This window comes from Pseudomonas alkylphenolica (genome assembly GCF_004025535.1).
GTDB classification, from domain to species: Bacteria; Pseudomonadota; Gammaproteobacteria; order Pseudomonadales; family Pseudomonadaceae; genus Aquipseudomonas; species Aquipseudomonas alkylphenolica_A.
In genome coordinates this window covers 131,075-151,445 of the sequence record NZ_QJRG01000038.1, presented here as the reverse complement: position 1 = coordinate 151,445, position 20,371 = coordinate 131,075, and the positions used below count along the sequence as shown (strand labels likewise).

Genomic DNA, 20,371 nt, shown 5'->3' with positions numbered 1-20,371 from the left:
CCTTGTTACACTCAGCTTAGTGGTTGCCAACACTTTTTGCATGCTCTGTCTCGTTCACGGCACTGCTCTGCAGGGCTTTACGGGCCTGCTGTTGGCGCAATCGTTGCCAATGTGCCAGTACTTCGCCCGGGGCCCAGATTTGCGGTTCGGATGCTTCAAATCCTTCAGCCGCCTCACGCTCGGCGACGGTGGCGCGGGCCCTGTCAAACGCTTGGCGCAAGTCGTCCGTCTGGTTCAGTGCCTGGGCGAACAAGGCGTCGCCGAAATAGGTGAAGTCAGCCTCTTCAGAACATCCGAACGAGACCCGGTCGGCACGCGATGCGGTCATGATCAGGGTCTTGTTGTCTTTCAGGGCGTCGATGTAGCCACCGGAATAGCAGGCCGAGATGACAATCACCTTGTCGCGCTCCTTGAGCGGTGCCAGGGCGCTGGCCAAGGCGTCGGCCGGCAGGTCGGCCAGTTGCAGTCGCGGCACATCCAGCACCAGCTCGTGCTCATGGCTGCCGTGGCTGGTCAGGTAGATGAACACCAGGTCTTCGGGCCCGCTGCGTTCGGCCAGGGTGCGTGCCGCCTGGCTAAGGTTTTCGCGTGTGGCCATTACGCGGTCGTCGAGGTGGTCGCGGTGGTTGACCAGGTTGATCTGGCCTACCGCACCAAAGCGGCCCTTGAGCAGGCCGCTTACATAATCGGCTTCGCGCAGGAACACGCTTTGATTGCCATCGCCGGCAAGGGTCAGGCTGTACAGTTCGATCTGCGGAGTTGACGCCGGAACCTTGGCAAGCGCCTGTTCCAGCAAGTGCCCCTGGTTGAGCAAGGCCAGCTCGAGCGGGTCCGGCAGCAGGCGACCCTGATCATCGCGCACCAATTGGCCATTGACCCAGTAACCACTCTGGCTGCTGCCATCGGTCAGGCTCAAGCGGCCATGGCCCTGGTAGGTGTCGTTGTCGAACCCGCCGACGTAAAGGCTGCCATCGCTCAATTGCAGGCGGCCCTTGCCAAAGAAGCGCCAGTCACGAAAGTTGCCGGTGTAATGGCTGCCGTCGCTGCCGATCAATTCACCCTTGCCGTTGAGTGTTCCGTCCTTGAACTGGCCGATCCACACGTCGCCATCGGCATTTTCGTAGCGGCCACGGCCTTCCAGGTGATTGTCCCGGAATGCGCCGATGTACTGGTCGCCTTCGGCGCTGTTGAAGGTGCCGCTGCCTTCGAGCTGGCCATTGACGAAGCGGCCGCTGAACTGGTTGCCGCTGGCATCGCTGCGGATGCCTTCGCCATTGGGTTTGCCACGGGCAAACAGGCCTTGATACTGACTGCCGTCGGCCAGTTCCAGGTGGCCGGCGCCGCTGTACTGGTCGTCCTTGAACTGGCCGCGGTACAGCGAGCCGTTTTCTTTCAGGGTGCCTTCGCCCTCGCGACGGCCCAGTTTGAAGCCGCCCGAATAACTGCTGCCCGGAGTTTTCAGGGTGCCCTGGCCGTGGAACAGGCCCTGCTGGAACTGGCCACGGTACACCTCGCCATTGCTGCCATGCCATTCGCCCTGGCCGTCCCATTGGCCGTTGAGGAAGTTGCCGGCGTACCAGCTGCCATTGGGATAGTCGATGCGCCCTGCGCCTTGCAGCAGTCCATCGACCACCTGGCCCCGGAAGCGGCCACCGTCGGGCAGGCGAGCGTCAGGTGGAGACAGTGGTTCACCGTCGCCGCAGGCGGCGAGCAGCAAGGTCAGGGCAAGCGGAACGAGTGGGCGCATGACGGGGTCCAGACGGGTGAGGCCCAGAGTATGCCGTACAACGCAGGGGCTGAAACAGCCGCAGGGGCTGTTTCAGTGCGCGGCGGGCTCAGACAAAGCAGAGCGTCAGCGGCTCGGCAATGTAGGCGGGTTTATCCTGGCCTTCGATTTCCAGGGTGGCGGTGAACTTGAGTAGCCATTGGCCGGGCTTTTTCTCGAAGGCTTCGGTCAGGTCGACCTTGAGGCGAACCTTGCTGTCGACTTTTACCGGCTGGATGAAGCGCACGCTGTCCAGGCCATAGTTGACGACCATCTTCAGCCCTTCAGGCAGTACCAGGATGCCTTCCATGAGTTTGGGGATCAGCGACAGGGTCAGAAAGCCATGCGCAATGGTGCTGCCAAATGGCGTTTTTGCCGCCTGCTCCGGGTCCACATGAATGAACTGAAAGTCGCCTGTGGCTTCAGCAAACAGGTTGATACGGGCCTGATCGATGGCCAGCCATTCGGAACGTCCCAGTTCCTTACCAACGTACTGCGACAGCTCTGCAACAGGTACTAGGGGCATCGTGACTCTCCAGATGTTTTTGGTTTTCTTATGACTTGGGTATATACGAAAGTCTAAGATCACCACGCCTTTAAAAAGCGGTCAAGTCGCCATGTTTTCGGCGAATATCAGGTTATAGGCAGGTCGTTAGCATGCTTATAATGGCCGTCAGGCCCCAAGGAGAGTCTTATGCTGTTGCGTGGTTTGACCTGGCTGGTGTTGTTTCAATTGCTTGGCACGGCGATCAATCATCTGTTTGTGCCGATCCTGCCCGGGCCGATCATCGGCTTGTTGCTGCTACTGGTGTTTCTGATGATGCGCGGAGAGGTCGGGGCCCCCCTGAGCGAGGCGGCCAATAGCCTGCTGCGCTATCTGCCGTTGCTGTTGGTGCCGCCTGCCGTCGGGGTGATGGTGTATGCCAGCGACATTGCCGCAGACTTCTGGGCCATTGTCGGGGCATTGTTGATTTCGGCCCTGGTCACCATGGCCTTTGTCGGGGTGCTGATGCACAAGCTCATCGCTCGCCAACACAAGCGTGAGGAGCGCTCATGAGCCTGGATTGGAGCGGCGCACTGGACGCTGTGGTTCACCACCCGTTGTTCGGCATCGGCATCACCCTGGGGGCTTACCAGTTGGTGCTGGCGGCCTACGAGAAAACACGCTGGATCTTCCTGCAGCCTGTGCTTGTGTCGATGCTGGTGGTCATTGGCGTACTGCTCGCATGTGGCTTGACCTACAGCGAATACCGAAAAAGTACCGAGATCATGAGCATCCTCCTCGGGCCGGCCACGGTAGCGCTGGCGGTACCGCTTTACCTCAATCTGCGGCGGATTCGTCAGCTGTTCTGGCCGACCTTTACTACGCTGGTAATCGGAGGGGTGTTCGCCACGGGGGCCTGCCTGTTGCTCGGCTGGTGGTTTGGTGCCGAACACATGATCCTGATGACCATGGCGCCGAAGTCGGTGACGTCGCCCATTGCCATGCTGGTGGCGGAGCAGATCGGCGGGGTGGCCGCTCTGGCGGCAGTATTCGTGTTGATCACCGGTGTGATCGGCGCCATCTTCGGCCCTGGGTTGTTGACGCTTTGTGGCGTGCATAGCCCGGAAGCACGAGGTATGGCACTGGGTGTAACCGCGCATGCGGTGGGCACTTCGGTGGCCCTGCAGGAAAGTGACGAGTGCGGGGCGTTTGCCGCCCTGGCGATGAGCCTGATGGGGGTTGCCACCGCGGTATTCCTGCCGTTGGCAGTCAGCCTGGTTGTGTGAGGAGTTGCAATGACGTTACCGCTGTTTCCGCTCAATACCGTGTTGTTTCCGGGCTGTTACCTCGATTTGCAGATCTTCGAGGCGCGCTACCTGGACATGATCGGCCGCTGCATGAAGCAGGGCGGCGGCTTTGGTGTCGTCTGCATTCTTGAGGGCGAGCAGGTCGGCAAGGCACCTGATGGCTATGCCTCGATTGGCTGCGAGGCGGTGATTCGCGACTTCCAGCAACAGGACAACGGTCTGCTGGGCATTCGCGTGGAAGGCACGCGGCGATTCCGGGTGGATCAGGCCGAGGTGCAAAAAGACCAGCTGTTGCTGGCGCAGGTGCAGTGGCTGCAGGAAATGCCCGACACGCCGCTGCGTGACCAGGATGACGACCTGCTGGCCTTGCTCAAGGCGCTGGGCGAGCATCCGATGGTGGCCGCGTTGGGCATGCCGACCGAGGTGGGCGGCCAGCAGTCCCTGGCCAATCAGCTGGCCTACCTGCTGCCCTTTATCGAAGAAGACAAGCTCGACCTGCTGGCCATCGACTCACCCGTGCAACGCCTGGATGCCATCCAGGCGTTGCTTGATCGCTTGCAGGGCGAATTGTTCGCCTGAGTCGTCAGTACTGATAGCGCAGTAGCGCGTCGGGCAGTGAGTGCAGGCTGAAGAACGCCAGCAAGGCGATGCAGGCTGGCAGGATCAACCACCACACCTTCTGTGGCAGGGTGGTCAGCGGCTCGCGGTGCTGGATCAGCGTCAGGCTGGTGGCACAGATGCAGCAGGCCAGCATCGCGCCGGCAAGCACGTCAGTCGGCCAGTGAGCCCCCAGGTACACCCGCGACAGCGCAATCGCCAGCGCCGGCAAACAACCGAGCATGATCCAGGTCAGGCGCATGCGCGCCGGCTGACCGCGTCCGGCCAGTACTGCCAGCACCAGAAAGAATGCAAAGGCTGCGGAGCTGTGACCACTGGGCATGCTGTAGGTGGTCAGCGGGTCGTGCAGGACTTCCGGGCGGGCGCGGGCGAACAGCCATTTCAGGCTGCCATTGGCCACAGCGGTGCCAATGAGCGTGGCGCCGGCGAAGAGTGCCGGGCGCCATTGCCGTGCCAGCAATAGCAGGCCGGTCAGCAGGCCGCCAAGCAGGAACTGGGTACGAAAATCGCCCATGCGCGTGATCAGTACCACACTGCCGTCGATAACACTGCTGCGATGCTCCTGGATCAAGGTCATCAGACCCTGGTCGAATTCATGCAGGTAAGGCCAGCCAACAAACAGCCCGGTCAACGCCAGAAGGCTTAGCCCGGCAATCACCCGCGTCCCGCGGCGCAGGCTGCGCAAACTGCAGTTGATGCTGATGCCGATCAGCGCCGCGAGGCTGGCGGTAATGATCCCGGCGTCGAGCCAGAAGCCTTCGGGCAACGGCAGGCGCATGGCCGCACCGGTGGCCCAGCCGGGCAGCAGGTAAGCCACCGACCAGCCGGCGCCGGCCAGCAGGCTGACCATAATGAAGCGCGGCAGCGGCATGTCGAACATTCCCGCGACCATGGGCAGCATGGGGCGCAGCGGGCCGATGAAGCGACCCACCAGCAGGCTGGCGATGCCGTAGCGCTGGAAGTAGGTTTCGGCGCCGCCGATCCACTCGGGGTGGTGACGCAGCAGGGGCAGTCGACGAATGTTCTGATGAAACTTGCGCCCCAGCGTGTAGGAAATCGCGTCGCCGAGTATGCCGCCGAGAAAGCCCAGCAACAGGGTTTCACCCAGCGATAGCGCGCCGCTGCCGGCCAGCACGGCAACGCCGAACAGCAGCACGGTGCCGGGCACGATGATCCCGGCGATGGCCAGGCACTCCACGCAGGCCACCAGAAAAATCGCCAAGCCAAGCCATTGCGGGTTGGCGCCAAGCCAGCCGGTCAGGCTATCGAGCCATTGGCCCATCGTGTCAGTTTCCTTGTGTCAGTAAAAAGTAGTCCAGGCCTTCGACTTGACCCCGGCGCAGCGGGTTCCGTGTGCAATGACGGGCAAAGTCGGCGTCGACGAAACGAAACGGCAGATCTTCATCGCGGCCGGAGGGAATGCCTAGCCGGGTGGTCTGGATAATGTGTTTCACTTTGATACCGCAATCCTCGACGAACAGTTGCTCGGCATCGAAGCGTTTGCCATCCCAGTGCGGCACTTTCAGGCCCAGTGCCTTGCAGAGTAGCGTCTGCCCGTTGCACAGGCGCTCGATGGCGCGCGGTTGGCCGCTGGCGTCGGGGTTGTTGAGCTGCATCTGCGCCAGGCTGTTGGCATCGGAGATGGCGTCCATGAAGGGGTAGGCGGATTTGATCAGCACGGCATTGCCCGGGCCATGGGCGCTGAAGTTCAAGGAGTCGCCCCCACGGGCGTAGTACATATAGATGTGGCCGCCATCGAGGAATAGCGCCTTGCGTTTTTCCGTATAGCCCAGCGACGCGTGACTGCCTTTGTCACTCAGGTAATAGGCTTCGGTCTCGATGATCCGCGCCGACAGCCAGCAGGCGCCGTGGCGGTGGCGGATGATCTTGCCCAGCAGGGCCTTGGCCAGTTCCTGCGCATCGCGGTCGAAGAAGCTGTCGGGCAGGGCCTGGAACGGGCAGGGGGCTGAGTCGGGCATGCGGGCGAATTCGCGTTGGTAAGGCCGGCGATGATAGCAATTTCTGTCTGAATCGAGGCTGAACGGCTGTGTTGGCGGCGTCAGGCAGCCCAATTTATGACTGTTTTTGACCATCCGCCTGTGACCGCTGGGCGTGGGACGGTGTGCCAGTTATAATCAGCCGATTTCCCCTTCGCCAAGACACTGAGCCCATGACTGAGTCCGTTCTTGACTACATGACCCGTTTGGGTCGCGCAGCCCGTGAGGCCGCCCGCGTCATCGCCCGCGCCAGCACCGCGCAGAAGAACCGCGCCCTGCAGGCCGCCGCCAACGCGCTGGACGCCGCGCGCGCCGAGCTGTCTGCCGCCAACGAGCTGGACTTGGCCGCAGGCCGCGCCAATGGCCTGGAGCCAGCCATGCTTGAGCGCCTGGCGCTGACCCCAGCGCGCATCGACGGCATGATCGTCGGCTTGCGTCAGGTGGCAAGTCTGCCAGACCCGGTCGGTGCGATTCGTGACATGAGCTACCGGCCTTCGGGTATTCAGGTAGGCAAGATGCGCGTGCCGCTGGGCGTGATCGGGATCATTTACGAGTCGCGGCCAAACGTGACCATCGATGCTGCCAGCCTGTGCCTGAAGTCGGGCAATGCCACCATTTTGCGCGGCGGTTCCGAAGCCATTCACTCCAATCGTGCCATTGCTGCCTGCATCCAGCGCGGTCTGGCTGAGGCCGGTTTGCCGGCTGCGGTTGTGCAGGTGGTGGAGACCACGGACCGCGAAGCGGTCGGTGCGCTGATCAGCATGCCTGAGTACGTCGATGTCATCGTGCCGCGTGGCGGCAAGGGCCTGATCGAGCGCATCAGCCGTGATGCGCGGGTGCCGGTGATCAAGCACCTGGACGGTATCTGCCACGTTTATGTGGCTGCACACGCCGAGCTGGACAAGGCCCGACGCATTGCCTTTAACGCCAAGACCTACCGTTATGGCATTTGCGGTGCGATGGAAACCTTGCTGGTCGATCAGTCGGTTGCTGCAGACTTCTTGCCGGAAATGGCCCGTCAATTTCGGGAAAAAGGCGTCGAACTGCGCGGTTGCGAACGCACCCGGCAGATTATCGATGCGGTGCCCGCGACCGAAGAAGACTGGAACACCGAATACCTGGCAGCGATCTTGTCGATTCGAGTGGTCGATGGCCTGGATCAGGCCATTGAGCACATCAACCACTATGGCTCGCACCATACCGACTCCATCGTCACCGAGCATCAGGGGCAGGCCCGTCAGTTCACGGCCGAAGTCGATTCGTCGTCGGTCATGATCAACACGCCGACCTGCTTTGCCGACGGATTCGAGTATGGCCTGGGGGCGGAAATCGGTATTTCCACCGATAAGCTGCATGCCCGTGGCCCAGTGGGTCTCGAAGGCCTGACCTGCGAAAAATACGTGGTGATCGGCGACGGTCAACTGCGCGGACAGGAGTCGATCTGACTTGGCCGAGCGCAAACCGCTCGCCCACGTCATGACGAAGTCGCCCGGCCGACGTGTCGGCGTGCTTGGCGGGACCTTCGACCCGATTCACATCGGTCACCTGCGCAGCGCGCTTGAGGTGGCCGAAGGCTTGACGCTGGACGAGCTGCGGCTGATGCCGAATGCGCGTCCGCCGCATCGCGATACGCCGCAAGTGTCGGCCCAGGACCGTCTGGAGATGGTTCGCTGCGCGGTGGCGGGAGTGCCGATGCTGTCGGTGGATGCCCGCGAACTGGCACGCGACACACCGTCGTATACCATTGAGACACTTGAATTGATGCGCGCCGAAATGGCCGCTTCAGATCAGCTGTTTCTGCTGCTGGGCTGGGACGCATTTTGCGGCCTGCCCAGTTGGCACCGTTGGGAAGAATTGCTGCAACACTGCCACATCCTGGTGCTGCAACGCCCGGATGCCGACGTCGAGCCACCGGATGCCCTGCGCAACCTGCTGGCCGCCCGTTCAGTCAGTGATCCGCAGGCCCTGGCAGGGCCGGCGGGAAATATTGCATTCGTCTGGCAGACCCCGCTTGCGGTGTCAGCCACGCAGATCCGACAGCTGCTGGCCAGCGGCAAGTCGGTGCGGTTTCTGGTGCCGGACGCAGTACTGGCCTACATCGATGCGCACAACCTGTACCGTGCGCCGAACTGAAGGTGCTGTGAAGCGCCTCACACTATAGAGTTGAATGAGTTTTATATGACCAAGCAAAAAATCAGTGCCGTCAGTGCCGAAGAACTGGTCGAACTGACCAAAGACGCCCTGGCAGAAGTGAAGGCCCAGGACATCCAGGTGATCGACGTGCGTGAAAAGCACAGCCTCACCGACTACATGATCATCGCTACCGGTACCTCCAACCGCCAGATCAGCGCGATGCTGGAAAAGGTCCGTGAGCAGGTCAAGGCCAAGGGCGTTCAGCCGCTGGGCGAAGAAGGCAAGGGCGATAGCGACTGGGTGCTGCTCGACCTCAACGACGTCATCGTGCACATGATGACTGCCGCTGCCCGTCAGTTCTACGACCTCGAGCGTCTGTGGATGGGTGCCGAGCAGAGCCGCGCCGCCGATGGCAAGCACCACAGCCCGGAAAACGACCACGCCTACTCGGCGAACCTCAAAGACCGGGAATAAGGAAGGCTTGTGCGTCTGCGTCTGATCGCGGTCGGCTCGCGCATGCCCAAGTGGGTCGAGGACGGCTGGCATGAATATGCCAAGCGCCTGCCCTCGGAGCTGTCGCTGGAGCTGGTGGAGATTCCGCTCAACACCCGGGGCAAGAATGCCGATGTCGCCCGCCTGATCCGTCAGGAGGGCGAGGCCATGCTCGCCAAGGTCCAGCCAGGGGAACGGATTGTCACCCTGGAGGTCCATGGCAAGCCCTGGAGTACCGAGCAACTGGCGGTCGAACTGGACCGCTGGCGGCTGGACTCGCGTACCGTGAACTTCATGGTCGGCGGCCCCGAAGGGCTGGCGCCGGAAGTCTGCGCGCGTGCGGAGCAGCGTTGGTCGCTGTCGCCGCTGACGCTGCCACACCCGTTGGTAAGGATACTGATCGGCGAACAGCTGTACCGCGCCTGGACCGTGTTGTCCGGGCACCCTTACCACAAATGAACCTGTAAGCCTTTCAATGACGCAGCCGATTCGCCTCAAGGATCACGAGAAAGACGCCCGTTTGGTGCGCAGTCGCGTCGTGGTCGGTGCCGTGGCGATCGTCCTGCTGATCTGCGTGCTGATCGCTCGCCTGTACTACCTGCAAGTGATCCAGTACGAGTATCACTCCACCCTGTCGGAAAACAACCGGGTGCACGTGCAGCCGATTCCACCGACCCGCGGGCTGATTTTTGACCGTAATGGCGTGATCATCGCCGATAACCGGCCAAGTTTCAGTTTGAGCATGACCCGTGAGCGCTCGGGCGACTGGCAGCAAGTACTCGATGTGATCGTCGAAGTGCTCGAGCTGACGCCGGATGACCGTACCCTGTTCGAGAAACGCATGCGCCAGGGGCGCCGGCCATTCGAGCCGGTGCCGATCCTGTTCGAGCTGACCGAAGAGCAGATCGCCCGGATCGCGGTGAACCAGTTCCGCCTGCCCGGGGTGGAGGTGGTTGCCCAGCTGGTGCGGCATTACCCGCAGGGCGCGCATTTTGCGCACTCGGTCGGTTACGTCGGGCGGATCAACGAGAAAGAGCTCAAGACCCTCGACCCGGTCAACTACAGCGGTACCCACCATATCGGCAAAACCGGTATCGAGCGCTTCTACGAGCCGGAACTGCATGGCCAGGTGGGCTATGAAGAGGTCGAGACCAACGCCCGTGGCCGGGTGCTGCGTGTGCTCAAGCGTACCGACCCGATTCCTGGCAAGGACATCGTCCTGAGTCTCGACATCAAGTTGCAGGAAGCGGCCGAAGCAGCACTGGCCGGGCGCCGTGGTGCCATCGTTGCGCTTGATCCGAATACCGGTGAAGTGCTGGCAATGGTCAGTCAGCCGAGCTTCGACCCGAACCTGTTTGTGACCGGCATCAGCTTCAAGGCCTATGCCGAATTGCGTGATTCGATCGACCGGCCGCTGTTCAACCGCGTGCTGCGTGGCTTGTATCCACCGGGTTCGACGATCAAGCCGGCGGTGGCGATTGCCGGTCTGGACAGTGGCGTAGTGACGGCATCGAGCCGGGTGTTCGACCCGGGCTACTACCAACTGCCCAACTACGACCACAAGTACCGTAACTGGAACCGCACCGGTGATGGCTGGGTCGACCTCGATACGGCGATCATGCGTTCCAACGACACCTACTTCTACGACCTGGCGCATAAGATGGGCATCGATCGCCTGTCTACCTACATGAACCGCTTCGGTATCGGCCAGAAGGTGTCGCTGGACATGTTCGAGGAGTCGCCGGGGCTGATGCCGTCACGTGAATGGAAGCGCGCGACCCGCCGCCAGGCCTGGTTCCCGGGTGAAACCCTGATTCTGGGTATCGGCCAGGGCTACATGCAGGCCACGCCGCTGCAGCTGGCACAGGCCACTGCGCTGATCGCCAACAAGGGCAAGTGGAACCGTCCGCACCTGGCCAAGACCATCGAAGGCCTGCCGCCGGTGGATGAGAACCCGATCGACGACATCGTTCTGCGCGACAAGTCCGACTGGAACAAGGTCACCCATGGCATGGAGCAGGTGATGCACGGTGCTCGCGGTACCGCGCGCAAGGCCTCGATCGGTGCGCAGTACCGGATTGCCGGCAAGAGTGGTACGGCTCAGGTAGTAGCGATCAAACAGGGTGAGAAGTACGACCGCAACAAGCTGCAGGAACGCCATCGCGACCACGCCTTGTTTGTCGGTTTCGCCCCGGCCGACAACCCGAAGATCGTGGTGTCGGTGATGGTCGAGAACGGCGAGTCCGGCTCTGGTGTCGCCGCACCTGTAGTGCGTCAGGTAATGGACGCCTGGCTGCTCGGCCCGGATGGCCATCTCAAGCCCGAATTCGCTAACCCGTCCATTGCGCAGGAATCTGCCCCGTGATGAGTAATTTCGATCGCATGCTCTCCAGTGAGGATGTGATGCGCCGTCGCGCCAGCTTCTTGCAGCGCATCCATATCGACGGCCCTTTGCTGATTTTGCTACTGACCCTCGCGGCCGGCAGCCTGTTCGTGCTCTATTCGGCCAGCGGCAAGAACTGGGACCTGCTGCTCAAGCAGGCCAGTTCTTTCGGTATCGGCCTGGTGTCGATGTTCGTCATCGCCCAGCTTGAGCCGCGATTCATGGCGCGCTGGGTGCCGGTGGCGTACATCTTCGGGGTGATCCTGTTGGTGGTGGTGGATGTCATGGGGCACAACGCCATGGGTGCCACGCGCTGGATCAATATCCCTGGGGTCATACGCTTCCAGCCCTCTGAGTTCATGAAAATCATCATGCCGGCGACCATTGCCTGGTACCTGGCCAAGCGCTCCCTGCCGCCCAACCTCAAGCATGTGATGATCAGCCTGATCATGATTGGCGTGCCGTTCATCCTGATCGTGCGCCAGCCCGACCTGGGTACCGCGCTGCTGATCCTGGCATCGGGCGCCTTTGTGCTGTTCATGGGTGGCTTGCGCTGGCGCTGGATCCTCAGTGTGATTGCCGCTGCGGTGCCGGTGGCCGTGGCCATGTGGTTCTTCGTCATGCACGACTACCAGAAGCAGCGGGTACTGACCTTCCTCGACCCGGAAAGCGATCCGCTCGGCACCGGCTGGAACATCATCCAGTCCAAGGCGGCCATCGGCTCTGGCGGTGTGTTTGGCAAAGGCTGGTTGCTGGGTACCCAGTCGCACCTGGACTTTCTTCCGGAAAGCCATACCGACTTCATCATCGCCGTGATGGGCGAGGAGTTCGGCCTGGTCGGTATCTGCGCCTTGCTGTTGATCTACCTGCTGCTGATCGGCCGTGGCCTGGTGATTACCGCCCAGGCCCAGACGCTTTACGGCAAGCTGCTGGCAGGCAGCTTGACCATGACGTTCTTCGTTTATGTGTTCGTCAACATCGGTATGGTCAGCGGCTTGTTGCCTGTAGTGGGCGTGCCGCTGCCCTTCATTAGCTATGGCGGAACTTCGTTGGTGACGCTGCTGTCAGCGTTTGGCGTATTAATGTCGATCCATACGCATCGCAAATGGATTGCGCAAGTTTGAATAAGGTGAAGAATTACATGCAAGCAATGCGTGGCTGGGCCGCTCGTTGCGCGCCTTGGGTCGGCCTGATCGGTCTGCTCGGTGGTGTTCAGCAAGCGACCGCCGGGGACTATGACGGTTCGCCGCAGGTGGCCGAGTTCGTCGGTGAGATGACCCGCGATTACGGCTTTGCCGATGAGCAATTGATGGAGGTGTTTCGCGACGTTCAGCGTAAACAGTCGATCCTCGATGCGATTTCCCGGCCGGCCGAACGTGTGAAGCCCTGGAAAGACTATCGGCCGATGTTCCTCACCGATGCCCGGGTGGCCCGTGGCGTGGATTTCTGGCGCCAGCACGAGGCAACCCTGGCCCGTGCCGAGCAGGAGTACGGTGTACCGGCGCAGGTGATCGTGTCGATCATCGGTGTTGAGACCTTTTTTGGCCGCAATACCGGCAACTATCGGGTGATCGATGCGCTTTCGACCCTGGGCTTCGATTATCCGCCACGTGCCGAGTTCTTCCGCAAGGAGCTGCGCGAGTACCTCCTGCTGGCACGTGAAGAGCAGGTTGACCCGCTGACACTCAAGGGCTCCTATGCCGGCGCCATGGGTCTGCCACAGTTCATGCCCAGCAGCTTTCGCGCCTATGCCGTGGACTTTGATGGTGATGGCCACATCAACATCTGGAACAATCCGGACGACGCCATCGGCAGTGTCGCCAGCTACTTCAAGCGTCATGGCTGGGTAGCGGGTGGACAAGTGGTCAGCCGTGCCACCGCCACTGGCGAGCGCATCGACGAAGGGTTGAGCCCCGGTATTGACGCAGTCAAGACGGTCGGGGAGTTGCGGGCATTGGGCTGGTCAAGTCATGATGCGCTGCGCGATGATCTGCCGGTCACCGCTTTCCGGCTCGAAGGCGATAATGGCCCGGAATACTGGCTGGGCCTGCAAAACTTCTACGCGATCACTCGCTACAACCGCAGTGTGATGTACGCCATGGCGGTATATCAGCTGTCGGACCTGCTGGTTCAAGCACGGGGCGCCAAGTAATGCGCGTATTGTTTACAGATGCATCTCTCAAACTGATTGGCTGTGCGGCCCTGGGCCTGATGCTGGTCAGCTGCTCGTCGAATCGCCCGGCGCAGCAAAGCAACAACAATGTCGTGCGTGCCAAGCCCGGGCTGGACATCAACCGTGCCCACAAGGACGGCGCGCCCTGGTGGGACGTGGATGTCTCGAAGATACCCGACGCCACGCCCACGGTGCATACCGGCAACTACAAAGCCAACCCCTATACCGTGCTGGGCAAGACCTACTTCCCGATCCAGGACTCGCGCAATTACCGCGCCGAGGGCACGGCGTCGTGGTATGGCACCAAGTTTCATGGTCAGAACACCGCCAACGGCGAGGTCTATGACCTGTATGGCATGAGCGCGGCGCACAAGACCCTGCCACTGCCGGCCTACGTGAAAGTTACCAATCTGGACAACCATCGCAGTGTGATCCTGCGCGTCAACGATCGGGGCCCGTTCTATTCGGACCGCATTATTGACTTGTCCTACGCGGCGGCGAAGAAACTGGGGTATGCCGAAACCGGTACCGCGCGGGTGCGTGTGGAAGGGATCGACCCGAAACAGTGGTGGGCCCAGCGTGGCCAGCCGGCGCCGATGGTGCTCGATCAGCCGCAGGTGGCCCAGACTCAGGCGCTGTCGGCTAGCACCGGCACCGTCGAGCAATGGACACCGCCACCGCAACAGCATGCCGCAGCCGTTGTGCCGGTACAGATCGCCAGCAACAGTGGCATGGCCAGTAATGGTCTTTACTTGCAGGTCGGCGCTTTCGCCAACCCGGATGCGGCCGAGCTGCTGCGCTCCAAGCTCAGCGGCATGGTCAGCGCGCCGGTGTTCATCAGCTCCATCGTGCGCAATCAGCAAACCTTGCACCGTGTACGCATGGGGCCGATCAACAGCCAGGGTGAAGCCCAGCAGATGCAGGACAGTGTGCGCCTGGCCAATCTTGGCCAGCCGAAAGTTGTTACGGCGGACTGACCGGGGGGACTGGTCGGTTTGTCATGCAAGCGGGCGGAACAGCCATGTACAATGGCCGTTTTGCTCGCAAGGCCGCGAGCCTGAAAACGTTTTGCCCATAAGGGCATGAGCCCATTAGCCATTTCGAGAGACGGATGAACATCACCACCTTTGCCAAACGCCTTTGCCTGCTTGTACCGCTGATGATCACCCCTGCCGCCTTCGCGGCAGAGCAGATGATGCCGTCGCCGCCGCAACTGGCAGCCAAGTCCTACGTGCTCATGGAAGCTTCCAGCGGTAATGTCCTGGTCGAGAACAATGGTGACGAGCGTCTGCCGCCGGCCAGTCTGACCAAGCTGATGACCGCCTACATCGCGACCCTGGATATCCGTCGCGGGCAGATCGGTGAGAACGACCCGGTAACCGTCAGCGAGAACGCCTGGCGCACCGGTGGTTCGCGCATGTTCATCAAAGTCGGTACCCAGGTCAGCGTCAGCGACCTGCTGCACGGCATCATCATCCAGTCGGGTAACGACGCCAGTGTCGCCCTGGCCGAGCACATTGCCGGCAGCGAAGATGCCTTCGCCGACATGATGAACAAGACCGCCGCCGATCTGGGCATGAGCAACAGCCACTTCATGAACCCGACCGGCCTGCCGAACCCCGAGCACTACTCCTCGGCGCACGACATGGCCGTACTGGCACGCGCGATCATCCACGAAGACCCTGCGCACTACGCGATCTACTCGCAGAAAGAGTTCTTCTGGAACAATATCAAGCAGCCTAACCGCAACCTGCTGCTGTGGCGCGACAAGACCGTCGATGGCCTGAAAACCGGTCATACCGACGAAGCTGGTTACTGCATGGTGTCTTCGGCCGTACGGGACGGCATGCGCCTGATCGCCGTGGTCTTCGGTACCAACAGCGAGCAATCCCGTGCTGCCGAAACCCAGAAGCTGCTGACCTACGGTTTCCGCTTCTTCGAAACCCAGACTTTCTACCAGAAGGGTACCGAGCTGGCTCAGGCGCAAGTCTGGAAGGGCGCCAGCAACCAGGTCAAAGCCGGCCTGGCTCAAGACCTGAGCATGACTTTGCCTAAAGGCCAATTGAAAAAGCTGGCGGCAAGCATGACCATGAACCCGCAACTGACCGCACCTATCGCCAAAGGTGACGTGATCGGTAAAGTGGAAGTCAAACTGGATGACAACGTTGTACACAGCGCTGATCTGATCGCGCTGGATGCAGTCGAGGAAGCTGGTTTCTTCGGCCGGGTGTGGGATAGCATTCGGCTATTCTTCTACGGGCTGTTCAACTGATATCGTGACCTGCCACGCCCCCGCCAACTCACGCGGGGGCGTTGTTGTTGCCACGGCTTACGAGGCCGTCATTGCCATGACCGAAGCTGACAAATCGCACAAAATCGAATTCCCTTGCGCCGATTATCCGATCAAGGTGATCGGCGACACCGTGGTCAATTTCAAGGACACGGTGATCGAGATCCTCAAGAAATACGCTGAGGTTGATCTCAAGACCCTGGCAGAGCGTCAGAGCAAGGAAGGCAAGTACACCACCGTTCAGTTGCACATCGTCGCCACCGGCGAAGAGCAGCTGCACAACATCAATAGCGCGCTGCGCGCTACCGGCATCGTGAAAATGGTGCTCTGATGCCGAAAAGCCTCGGCTTTCGCGACCTTGGACTATTGCCTTACGAGCCGGTGCTCGAAGCCATGCGCCGGTTTACCGACCAGCGTGGCCCGCAAACCGGTGACGAGATCTGGCTGGTAGAGCACCCGGCGGTGTTCACCCAGGGCCAGGCGGGCAAGGCCGAGCACCTGTTGGTGCCCGGCGATATTCCTGTGGTGCAGACCGACCGGGGCGGCCAGGTGACCTACCACGGCCCAGGCCAGCTGGTGGCTTACCTGTTGCTGGATGTACGCCGGCTCGGGTTTGGCGTGCGTGATCTGGTGTCCCGGATCGAACGCTGCCTTATCGAGTTGCTGGCCAGTTATGACGTTGTGGCGGCGGCCAAGGCCGACGCCCCCGGCGTCTATGTCGATGGGGCCAAAATCGCCTCCCTCGGCCTGCGGATTCGCAATGGCTGTTCTTTCCATGGCCTTGCCTTGAACGTGGACATGGACCTTGCGCCATTCCGCCGGATTAACCCCTGCGGGTATGCGGGGCTGGCCATGACCCAGCTGCGCGACCAGGCAGGCTCGATCGAACTCTCTGAGGTAAGGGCAAGGCTGCGCGGGCAGCTGGTCAAGCACCTCGACTATGCTGAGCAGACGACCCTTACGGGCGGAATTTTCTGAATATGACTACTGTTGTGCAAGAACCAGTGCAAAGTGTGACACCAGCGCCCCGGCCCAAGGTCGAGGCGGGTGTCAAACTGCGTGGCGCGGAAAAAGTCGCGCGTATTCCGGTAAAAATCATCCCTACCGACGAACTGCCGAAGAAGCCTGACTGGATCCGCGTGCGCATCCCGGTTTCGCCGGAAGTCGACCGTATCAAGCAACTGCTGCGCAAGCACAAGCTGCACAGCGTCTGCGAAGAGGCGTCCTGCCCGAACCTGGGCGAGTGCTTCTCCGGCGGTACCGCGACCTTCATGATCATGGGTGACATCTGCACCCGTCGTTGCCCGTTCTGTGACGTGGGTCATGGCCGGCCGAAGCCACTGGATGTCGACGAGCCAAAAAACCTCGCCGTCGCCATTGCCGACCTGCGCCTGAAGTACGTGGTGATCACCTCGGTAGACCGTGACGACCTGCGTGACGGCGGTGCCCAGCACTTTGCCGACTGCATTCGTGAAATTCGTGCCTTGTCGCCGGGCGTCCAGCTCGAGACCCTGGTCCCGGACTACCGCGGCCGGATGGATGTGGCCCTGGCCATTACCGCCGAGACCCCGCCGGATGTGTTCAACCACAACCTGGAAACCGTGCCGCGCCTGTACAAGGCTGCGCGCCCGGGCTCCGACTACCAGTGGTCGCTGACCCTGCTGCAGAAGTTCAAGGAACTGGTGCCGCACGTACCGACCAAGTCGGGCCTGATGCTCGGCCTGGGTGAAACCGACGAAGAAGTGATCGAAGTGATGCACCGCATGCGCGAGCACAACATCGACATGCTGACACTGGGCCAGTACCTGCAGCCATCGCGCAGTCACTTGCCAGTACAGCGCTTCGTGCACCCGGACACCTTCGCCTGGTTCGCCGAAGAAGGCTACAAAATGGGCTTCAAGAACGTCGCCTCCGGTCCGTTGGTGCGTTCCTCGTACCATGCTGACCAGCAGGCACACGAGGCCAAGATCAAGCTCTGACGCCTGGTCGTGATCAATGCCGATGCCCGCTTGCCGGCGGCATCGGCATTTTTGTATCTGGCATTTTTCCCGCTGCCGTTTGACCTTCAACCGCACCAGGATTGATGCTCATGTCCAAACAAGGAGCCGTCTGGATGAACCTTCCTTTCGATCATCAGCCAGAGCTGTCCAGGGGGGCGTCGATGTTGCCCAAGGCACTGTCGCGAGGCGGGCGTATCGCCATCATCGCGCCGGCCGGGCCCGGTCAGCTGGAAACGCTCAAGGCGATCCAGTGGTTTGAGGCGCGCGGCTACCAGTGCCGTATCTATCCCGGAGTGCTTGAGGAGCAGGGCTACCTGGCCGGCGACGATGCCTGTCGGCTGGCCGACCTGCATGCCGCGTTTGCGGCCCCGGATGTCGATGCGATCATCTGCTTGCGCGGCGGCTACGGCAGCATGCGCCTGCTGGATGGTCTGGACGCTGCGCTGTTACGCAGCCACCCAAAACCCTTTGTCGGCTACAGCGATATCACCGCGTTGCACAACGCAATTGCCCGTCAAGCGGGGTTCGTGACCTTTCATGGGGCGATGCTCAAGTCCGAGTTGCTGGCCAGTAAGCAGGAACCAACGCTTTCTTCGTTGTTCGAGCTCCTCAGCGGGCGTCTGCGGGCCGGTGACGTCTTGCAACATCCACAGGCCTACCCGCTGGCCACTATCGTGCCTGGCGCCGCCTCAGGGCGTTTGGTGGGCGGTAACCTGGCGATGCTCTGCGCAACCCTGGGAACCTCGGCAGAAGTGCACTGCCAGGACGGCATTCTGTTCATCGAAGATGTTAACGAGCCCTTGTACCGCATTGACCGCCTGCTGACGCATTTACGCCTCGTCGGCAAGTTCCAGGGGCTGCGGGGTGTGCTGGTCGGCGATTTTGCCGGGCTGACGGTGCAGGCGCTGACGCCGCTATTGCGGGAAATGTTCGAACCTTTGCAGATCCCGGTGCTGGCCGGCTGGCGTAGCGGTCATTGCGACCCCAACATCACCTTGCCGCTGGGCGCGCAGGTGCATCTGGACGCCGACACCCGATGCCTGACACTGCAGCAGGATATTTTCTGCGGATAAAAAAACGCCCCTGATCAGGGGCGTTTTCATTTAGCGCTGGCGCAGGCTGTCCAGCAACTTGTGGGTTGGATAACCATCGGCCGGCCAGCCCAAGGCCTGTTGCGCGGTACGGATGGCCTTGCGGGTGTTGGCACCGATGATGCCGTCGGCCGCCCCGGCATCGTAGTTTTTGGCGCTCAGCAGCGTCTGCAACTCGACGCGCTCGCTGCGGCTCAGCGGCAGGTCATCTTTGGGCCAGGCGCCGGCAATGTAGCCCGAACCATAGAAACGCTCGCTAAGCAGGCCCACCGCCATCGCATACGACGACGAGTTGTTGTACTTGAGGATGGCGCGGAAGTTATCCAGCACCAGGAACGCTGGGCCGCGGTAACCGGCTGGCAGCAGCAGGGCGGCGGAAAGCTGTTCGCTACCGGCGGGCAGGCGAACGCCAACGGGCAGCTTCAGGCCCATTTGCATCCATTCGGACACCGTCTTGCGCTGAGCGCCATCGGCCAGCCAGTAGTCGAAGCCTGGTGCCAGTTGCACTTCAAAACCCCAGGGCTCGCCGCGTTTCCAGCCGGAGCTTTGCAGGTAGTGGGCGGTGGACGCCAAGGCGTCGGCGGAGCTGTTCCAGATGTCCCGGCGACCGTCGCCGTCGAAGTCCACGGCATGGGTGTTGTAGGTCGTGGGAATGAACTGGGTCTGGCCCATGGCGCCGGCCCAGGAGCCTTTCATGGCTTCGGGCTGCACATCGCCGTGTTGCAGGATCTGCAGGGCAGCGATCAGCTGAGCCTGGGCAAAGGCCGGGCGGCGGCCTTCATAGGCCAGGGTGGCCAGGGAGCGAATGACCGACTTGTTGCCCTGGAACTGGCCAAAGTTGCTTTCCATGCCCCATACCGAGACCAGCACATCGCGATCGACGCCATAACGTTGCTCGATCTGGCTCAGGAGCTCGGCATGTTTTTCCAGCAGGGCTTTACCATTGCGCACGCGCACTGGCGACAACGCGCCGTCGAGGTATTCCCACACCGGGCGGGTGAATTCAGGCTGGCTGCGGTCGGCCTTGATCACATCCATGTCGGGGGTGACGTCAAAGAATGCGCGGTCGAAGGTCGTGGCGTTGATGCCGGCTTGCAGCGCTTGCTGGCGAAAACCCGCCTGCCATTGGGCAAAGGACTGCAGGGGCTGGATTTCGGTGCTGGGGTCGACAGCGGGGTTGGGCACGGTCACGACCGGAGCGGGCTGGGCAGGTGCCAGCGGCAGCGCATCGGCAGCAGTAGGCTTTTCCGCGCAGGCGACAAGCAGGATGAGGCTGGAGGCAGCAATCAGCTGGCGTGGTTGCCAACGATGGGAAAGACAAAAGGGCATGCACAGGTCCAGGTATTACAGGTCAGGTGTCGACCATACCATGCCTGTCGGAATCTTGCTTTTATGCAGCCAAAAAGTAAGAAGCCTCCCAATCTCTCGATTGGAAGGCTTCGCGGCGGTAGCTGCCTTTGCCTTTACCTGCGCGCTCCTGGCGGCTGCGGAACAGGGGTTGGGCGATAATTGACTTGGCCTTGTTGGGCCCGTGCTTTGCGGGTTTCTTGCTCATGACAGGGTGTCCTGCTGGGTGGGGTTGCGGCGCAATATAGGCGCTCAACCCATCGCTGGCAAGCCAGTGGGCACACGCCCCTG

The 20,371-nt window shown here is 61.5% G+C and carries 22 protein-coding genes; 16 read left to right on the top strand and 6 right to left on the bottom strand.

Annotated features, from left to right (window positions below):
- Positions 1-16: 16 nt before the first annotated feature.
- Both DM813_RS09165 and DM813_RS09160 read right to left on the bottom strand, forming a co-directional pair.
- Complete coding sequence (locus DM813_RS09165) at positions 17-1,747, bottom strand: C13 family peptidase (RefSeq protein WP_128323101.1); 1,731 nt, start codon at positions 1,745-1,747, stop codon at positions 17-19.
- Positions 1,748-1,835: 88 nt separating this feature from the next.
- Positions 1,836-2,291 carry a MaoC family dehydratase gene (locus tag DM813_RS09160; protein WP_128323100.1) on the bottom strand — a complete coding sequence of 152 codons (456 nt, stop codon included), beginning with the start codon at positions 2,289-2,291 and terminating at the stop codon, positions 1,836-1,838.
- 168 nt (positions 2,292-2,459) lie between these two features.
- Here DM813_RS09160 and DM813_RS09155 point away from each other — a divergent pair, with 168 nt between their 5' ends.
- Genes DM813_RS09155 through DM813_RS09145 form a run of 3 tightly spaced genes read left to right on the top strand, consistent with a single transcriptional unit; the run spans position 2,460 to position 4,135 of the window.
- Entirely contained in the window at positions 2,460-2,822 is a 363-nt protein-coding gene (locus tag DM813_RS09155; RefSeq protein WP_128323099.1) for a CidA/LrgA family protein, read from the top strand.
- A gap of 2 nt (positions 2,823-2,824) precedes the next feature.
- Complete coding sequence (locus DM813_RS09150) at positions 2,825-3,535, top strand: LrgB family protein (RefSeq protein WP_197878300.1); 711 nt, start codon at positions 2,825-2,827, stop codon at positions 3,533-3,535.
- 9 nt (positions 3,536-3,544) lie between these two features.
- The gene (locus DM813_RS09145) at positions 3,545-4,135 is read left to right on the top strand and encodes an LON peptidase substrate-binding domain-containing protein (RefSeq protein WP_128323097.1); all 591 of its coding nucleotides are present in this window, start codon (positions 3,545-3,547) and stop codon (positions 4,133-4,135) included.
- Positions 4,136-4,139: 4 nt separating this feature from the next.
- Here the strand turns inward: DM813_RS09145 and DM813_RS09140 are convergent, their stop codons facing one another.
- Entirely contained in the window at positions 4,140-5,456 is a 1,317-nt protein-coding gene (locus DM813_RS09140) for a bifunctional DedA family/phosphatase PAP2 family protein (RefSeq protein WP_128323096.1), read from the bottom strand.
- A 4-nt stretch (positions 5,457-5,460) separates the two neighbouring features.
- A complete protein-coding gene (locus DM813_RS09135) occupies positions 5,461-6,153 on the bottom strand; it encodes a DNA-3-methyladenine glycosylase (protein WP_128323095.1) in 693 nt (230 codons plus the stop codon).
- Between the two features lie 191 nt (positions 6,154-6,344).
- On the opposite strand from DM813_RS09135, the gene DM813_RS09130 reads away from it, so the two are divergent.
- The 13 genes from DM813_RS09130 to DM813_RS09070 all read left to right on the top strand — a co-directional run bounded on the left by DM813_RS09130 (position 6,345) and on the right by DM813_RS09070 (position 18,715).
- Complete coding sequence (locus tag DM813_RS09130) at positions 6,345-7,616, top strand: glutamate-5-semialdehyde dehydrogenase (RefSeq protein ID WP_128323094.1); 1,272 nt, start codon at positions 6,345-6,347, stop codon at positions 7,614-7,616.
- Positions 7,617-7,647: 31 nt separating this feature from the next.
- Positions 7,648-8,304: a nicotinate-nucleotide adenylyltransferase gene (gene nadD / locus DM813_RS09125; RefSeq protein WP_128323188.1), complete on the top strand. Its 657-nt coding sequence runs from the start codon at positions 7,648-7,650 to the stop codon at positions 8,302-8,304.
- Positions 8,305-8,349: 45 nt separating this feature from the next.
- The gene (gene rsfS / locus DM813_RS09120) at positions 8,350-8,778 is read left to right on the top strand and encodes a ribosome silencing factor (RefSeq protein ID WP_128323093.1); all 429 of its coding nucleotides are present in this window, start codon (positions 8,350-8,352) and stop codon (positions 8,776-8,778) included.
- Between the two features lie 9 nt (positions 8,779-8,787).
- Positions 8,788-9,255 (top strand): 23S rRNA (pseudouridine(1915)-N(3))-methyltransferase RlmH, encoded by a 468-nt coding sequence (gene rlmH, locus DM813_RS09115; RefSeq protein ID WP_010222895.1) that lies wholly within the window; start codon positions 8,788-8,790, stop codon positions 9,253-9,255.
- 16 nt (positions 9,256-9,271) lie between these two features.
- Positions 9,272-11,161 (top strand): penicillin-binding protein 2, encoded by a 1,890-nt coding sequence (mrdA, locus tag DM813_RS09110; protein WP_128323092.1) that lies wholly within the window; start codon positions 9,272-9,274, stop codon positions 11,159-11,161.
- Positions 11,162-11,199: 38 nt separating this feature from the next.
- The gene (gene rodA, locus DM813_RS09105; protein ID WP_164897225.1) at positions 11,200-12,303 is read left to right on the top strand and encodes a rod shape-determining protein RodA; all 1,104 of its coding nucleotides are present in this window, start codon (positions 11,200-11,202) and stop codon (positions 12,301-12,303) included.
- 17 nt (positions 12,304-12,320) lie between these two features.
- Entirely contained in the window at positions 12,321-13,331 is a 1,011-nt protein-coding gene (gene mltB / locus DM813_RS09100) for a lytic murein transglycosylase B (protein WP_128323090.1), read from the top strand.
- Positions 13,331-14,329, top strand: coding sequence for a septal ring lytic transglycosylase RlpA family protein (locus DM813_RS09095; protein WP_128323089.1), 999 nt, complete (start codon positions 13,331-13,333; stop codon positions 14,327-14,329). Before mltB ends, DM813_RS09095 begins: the two co-directional genes overlap by 1 nt.
- 134 nt (positions 14,330-14,463) lie before the next feature.
- The gene (locus DM813_RS09090; protein WP_128323088.1) at positions 14,464-15,624 is read left to right on the top strand and encodes a D-alanyl-D-alanine carboxypeptidase family protein; all 1,161 of its coding nucleotides are present in this window, start codon (positions 14,464-14,466) and stop codon (positions 15,622-15,624) included.
- Positions 15,625-15,700: 76 nt separating this feature from the next.
- On the top strand, positions 15,701-15,973 hold the full coding sequence (locus tag DM813_RS09085) for a DUF493 domain-containing protein (RefSeq protein WP_128323087.1): 273 nt from the start codon (positions 15,701-15,703) through the stop codon (positions 15,971-15,973).
- A complete protein-coding gene (gene lipB, locus DM813_RS09080) occupies positions 15,973-16,620 on the top strand; it encodes a lipoyl(octanoyl) transferase LipB (protein ID WP_128323086.1) in 648 nt (215 codons plus the stop codon). The genes DM813_RS09085 and lipB overlap by 1 nt, the downstream gene beginning before the upstream one ends.
- A gap of 2 nt (positions 16,621-16,622) precedes the next feature.
- On the top strand, positions 16,623-17,621 hold the full coding sequence (lipA, locus tag DM813_RS09075) for a lipoyl synthase (RefSeq protein WP_010222903.1): 999 nt from the start codon (positions 16,623-16,625) through the stop codon (positions 17,619-17,621).
- A gap of 134 nt (positions 17,622-17,755) precedes the next feature.
- Positions 17,756-18,715, top strand: a complete 960-nt coding sequence (locus DM813_RS09070) for a S66 peptidase family protein (RefSeq protein WP_128323085.1) — start codon at positions 17,756-17,758, stop codon at positions 18,713-18,715.
- Between the two features lie 30 nt (positions 18,716-18,745).
- Here DM813_RS09070 and DM813_RS09065 read toward each other — a convergent pair whose 3' ends face one another.
- Together DM813_RS09065 and arfA are read right to left on the bottom strand one after the other, a co-directional pair.
- Positions 18,746-20,062, bottom strand: a complete 1,317-nt coding sequence (locus DM813_RS09065) for a lytic murein transglycosylase (RefSeq protein WP_128323084.1) — start codon at positions 20,060-20,062, stop codon at positions 18,746-18,748.
- Between the two features lie 61 nt (positions 20,063-20,123).
- Positions 20,124-20,288, bottom strand: coding sequence for an alternative ribosome rescue factor ArfA (gene arfA, locus DM813_RS09060; protein ID WP_128323083.1), 165 nt, complete (start codon positions 20,286-20,288; stop codon positions 20,124-20,126).
- Positions 20,289-20,371: the final 83 nt, after the last annotated feature.